This window comes from Arthrobacter sp. P1_A5 (assembly GCF_056406825.1).
Map to the genome: position 1 here is coordinate 1 of NZ_JBFTZL010000239.1, position 4,656 is coordinate 4,656.

Sequence of the window (4,656 nt, forward strand, 5' to 3'; positions counted from 1 at the left end):
TCGGGGCCCGAAGCGGACCTCACCGGTGAGGTCGGCGCGGCTGAAGGCGGGTCAGCCGATCCGCTGGGCCAGGGGCACGATAATCCCACCGGACCGCGCACATGGGTGATACGCCATCGGTGATACCGAGATAATCGCAACGTCGTAGATGCGGCGTGAGGTCATTCTCCGGTGTTCATCGTCTCGATCCATCCGGACGGATGGAGCCGACGCGGATTCTCAACACAATCACCTGGACCGCTTGGGCAAGTCCGGCCTCCACGAACCTTAAACCGTCAGCGCGTGCCGGCCGCATGGACGGCCGCGGCTGGCTGGCCCTGCCGTGACTGGCTCCACGCCATCCAGCCACCCGATGCAGCCATGAGCAAGGCACCGGCCGGTTGCGTCGGAAGGCTGCTGCCCGTGGTCGCCTGCCCCAGCACGACGCCGAGGAGGTAGAACAGTACGGCGCCGGCAATCCATAGGGCCCCGGCCCAGCTGGGGAGCGTCCGGGACTGCCAGACCGCGACTCCAAGCAAGACGTTGCCAAGGAACGCGAGCACGATCCCGAGCAGGAACGAGACCGTGATGGCGGATGGAAACTCCAGAAGCATGACGTCCCGGTTCCCTTCCAGATACGCCTTCCCGATCGCGGGAGTGGCGAAAGTGGAGAGGACTGCGGGGACCATTAGCAAGGCAGTTCCCGCGACGGTGATGACTGTTGCTGCCAGTGCCAGGCGGCCGACGCGGCTGTTGGCCAGGCAGCAGCCCAGCGCGAACACCCCGAAGATCGCGAGGATGGTGCCTCCGTAGCTGCCGAGCAAGTGGCTTGATTGATACGAGCCCGAGCTGACGAACCGCGCCCAGGCGTCTGGATCCTTTTGCTGGTCCGGCTGAGGCTCAAGCGTGGCCCAGGCGGTGATCAGGCCGTAAAGAGGTAACGTCCACAACCCCGCCCGGATCCAGTGGGTGATGTTCTGTGCGTTCATGGACCGCTTCCTTCCTCGACCATGAGCCCGCCGCCTGCCCGGAAACGGGACGACGCCTGCCCCAGCGTAGTTCCGGGGCCGCGTCCCGGGCTAGGGTGCGTTGATTCACGGGAAAGGTCCGCGGAACTGCAAAGCTGCGGTGCATCCCGGTCTGGGCGCGCACTGAGCCGAGAGCAGATGGCCGACTGGCGGGGACTCTACCCACTCCTTCGAATCGGGCAGCGAATCGTGCCTGCACGGTATCTTCGCGCGCCGCTGACCGTAGGCTCCATCCGTGTAGATCGCGCCCCGACTTCCTAGTCGTTTAGATCGAAGTCGAGGTCAAGGTCCCGTGGTGTTCTAAGTTGCCGCCAGATTGAAGCGACTCGGGCTGTGGGCAGGGTTGATGCAATGGGCATCCGGTCCACGGCGGTCAGTTGTTTCAGGGCGAGCCCGGTCAGTACCGCGATGTCTCTGATGGGTACCTGGAATGTTCGGAAGGGACCCAGTGGGGGGAGCCTGTCGAGTGCACCGGGGCGGGGTACATCCGGGAGGTCCGCCAGCTGGGGTGTCTGGTCCACGACTTCCCATAAGCGCCTTTCGCTGTCAGGTTCACTTCGTTGGACCCCGGACGTAATCGATGATCTCCCGGAACAGCGGTCCAACTGTCGCGATTGTCCACCCTGAGCGGGACAGTTTTGCGGCCGGGGTATGCGCGATTCCAGGCTTCCGGTATCTGTATCGGATTTTCTCGCAGCGGCAGTGCGGGCGGATGGTGTCGCGGTGGGGGACCGGCTGATGCGTCGCAGTGCGTCACATTGTGGCGCTACGGCGGATACCATCGGAGGGTGAAGGCATACCGTCGGCGCAAGAGACGAGCCTTCCTGCATCGGCGTGCGTCCCCGGCAGCCAAACGCCGGAAGGCCGCCGCCAGGCGCCAGCCGGCCGCCAAGGGGCTGTCGCAGGGGGAGGTGGCTACGCGGGTCGAGCGCGGGCTTACCAACCGCGTGCCGGACACCACTAGCCGGAGCCTGTGGCAGATCTTCCGGGCTAACGTCTTCACGCTCTTCAACGCAATCGTCGGCACGAGCTTCCTGCTGCTGTTGTTCCTGGGGCAATGGCGGGATGCCCTGTTCGGCCTCGCCGCTGTCAGCAATGCCGTGATCGGCGTCGTCGAGGAATACAGGGCGAAAAAGTCCTTGGACCGGCTGGCTGTCCTCAACGCCCCGCTCGCGCGGGTCTTGCGCGAGGGTCAGATCCACGACATCGCCACGGCCGACGTCGTAAAAGATGACCTCCTGGTGTTGCGGGCCGGGGATCAGGTCACTGCCGACGCTGCCGTACTGGAGTCGTCCGGCCTCGAGGTGGACGAATCGCTTCTCACGGGCGAAGCAGATCCGGTGGGTAAGGATGCGGGGACGGAAGTACTCTCCGGATCGATCGTCGTGGCCGGCCACGGCAACGCCCAGGTTGTCCGGGTCGGAGCGGCGTCGTTCGCGAGCCGGCTGACGGCAGATGCGCGACGCTTCTCGCTGGTGAACTCCGAGATCCGCAACAGCCTCAACCGTGTAATGCGCTGGATCGCCTGGATCCTGCTGCCCGTTGCCCTCATCGTGCTCAACGGCGAGATCCAGGCGCGCGGCGGCTGGCAGACCGCCATTTCCACCGGTGCCTGGACCCCCGCACTCGTGGGACTTATTGCCAGCATGATCGCGATCGTCCCGCTGGGACTAGTGCTGCTGACGAGCGTGGCTTTCGCCGTGGGCGGACTCCGGCTGGCTAAACACAACGTACTGATCCAGGAACTCGCCGCTGTCGAGGGACTGGCACGCGTAGACGTACTGTGCATGGACAAGACCGGAACCCTCACAGAAGGAGGCCTGGTCTTCGACGCGGTTCACCCGCTGGCGCCGCAACCGGGATGGGAACAGGCCCTCGCATGGTTTGGCGCCGAACCCGAGGCAAACGCCACGGCACGCTGCCTGAGCACGGCCTTTGAGGATGATGGCGGCCTTCAACCCGTCCGGACCGTGCCGTTCTCCTCCGCCCGGAAGTGGAGCGGAGTCAGCTTCAACGGGAGCGCCCGCGGTGCGCGCACCTGGATTCTCGGAGCACCGGAAATGATGCTTGTGCAGGGCGACGACGCAGCCGCACGTCTGAAGCCGTCGATCTCGGCGCCCGACGGCGCAGTACCGCGCCAGAGCGACGTCTTGCGCCAGGCTGGCGAACTGGCCGCATCAGGGCTGCGGACCCTGCTCCTGGCCGGCGCGGATCAGTTGCCAGCCAATGGGAAGGTGGAGCAGTTGCCGGGGTCGCTCCACCCTGTGGCGCTGCTGACCTTCCGGGAACAGCCGCGCTCCGATGCCCGGGAGACCCTCAAGTTCTTCCGGACCGAAGGGGTCGGGTTGAAGATCATTTCCGGCGACGATCCCCGCACCGTTGCCGCCATTGCCCGCAGGGTTGGCCTGGAGGTCACGGAGGGCTTCGACGCACGCTCACTGCCGGAGGACCCGCTGCATCTGGAGGAGGTGATGGAATCAAACATGGTGTTTGGCCGAGTGACGCCGGCCCAGAAGAGGGCAATGGTCGAGGCGCTCCAGCGCCGGGGACATACTGTGGCCATGACCGGCGACGGCGTCAACGACGCCCTCGCGCTCAAGACGGCCGACCTTGGCATCGCGATGGACTCCGCGGCGCCCGCCACCAAGGCAGTCGCGCGCCTGGTATTGCTCGACGGCCGCTTCGACAGGCTTCCCGGAGTCCTCGCTGAGGGTCGGCAGGTCATCGCCAATATAGAGCGGGTCTCCAGCCTCTTCCTGAGCAAAACGGTCTATGCGACCGCCATCGCGGTGACCTTCGGGCTCCTGCAGTGGACGTTTCCGTTTCTTCCCCGCCAGCTATCCTTCACGGACGGCCTGACGATCGGAATCCCGGCCTTCTTCTTGGCGCTCATGCCGAACCCGCGCCGCTATCAGCCCGGATTCCTGCGCCGGTCCCTATGGTTCTCCGTCCCTGCCGGACTGATCGTCACGGCTTCCCTGCTCACACTGAACGCATTCGCGCCGCTGGCCGGCGCGGCCACGTCCGAACAAGTCAGCAGCGCCTCTGTGCTGACGCTGTCCATGGTCGGACTGTGGATCCTATCGGCCGTGTCGCGCCCCCTCAACGCGGCGCGCCTGGCCGTGGTGTTGGCCATGAGCGCCTCCCTGCTGGTCTCGCTCAACCTCCAGCTCGTGCAGGAATTCTTCCTGCTTTCCCGGCCACCCGGCGGGTTGTTGCTCGCGGCCGTGGCGTGCGGGGCCGCCGGGGGCCTCGGAGTCGAGGTCCTGGCGCGGGTCCACGCCCGGGCCTTCCCGCAACAAGGTCCGGTGGTGAAGAGCGGTTAAATGGGCTCATCAATTATTAGCGTCATGTACTCAACCGAAGGGGCTGGAAGCCCTGCAAACAGAGGTGTGGTCCAGACATCTTTTGCTGGGGAACAACCATGGGAGTCCCAGCGACCCAGACTGGCCTGTTCAATCCGGGCACTTGGAGGGCCCATATTTTCCGGGGTTATGGGGGAATTGGGCGCCGCGTTCACAGGCGGGGGCGGTGGTGCAGGAGGGTTGCACACAGCACCGATGCGAGGAATATCTCAGGAGGCACTCCTCGGCCAGGGCTTCGGGGTAATCTCTGAAATCGATGTCCGCTCAACCTTCGAGACCAAGCT

The 4,656-nt window shown here is 65.2% G+C and carries 2 protein-coding genes; one reads left to right on the top strand and one right to left on the bottom strand.

Annotation, left to right across the window (positions count from 1 at the left end; all coding sequences use genetic code 11):
* Positions 1–275 precede the first annotated feature (275 nt).
* The gene (locus AC1D1S_RS19415) at positions 276–968 is read right to left on the bottom strand and encodes a hypothetical protein (RefSeq protein WP_476995240.1); all 693 of its coding nucleotides are present in this window, start codon (positions 966–968) and stop codon (positions 276–278) included.
* A gap of 827 nt (positions 969–1,795) precedes the next feature.
* On the opposite strand from AC1D1S_RS19415, the gene AC1D1S_RS19420 reads away from it, so the two are divergent.
* Positions 1,796–4,333: an HAD-IC family P-type ATPase gene (locus AC1D1S_RS19420; RefSeq protein WP_476995241.1), complete on the top strand. Its 2,538-nt coding sequence runs from the start codon at positions 1,796–1,798 to the stop codon at positions 4,331–4,333.
* Positions 4,334–4,656: the final 323 nt, after the last annotated feature.

Bases quoted from the DNA above. Each gene is read 5' to 3' on its own strand.
- AC1D1S_RS19415 (WP_476995240.1), bottom strand. From the start codon at position 968: ATGAACGCACAGAACATCACCCACTGGATCCGGGCGGGGTTGTGGACG.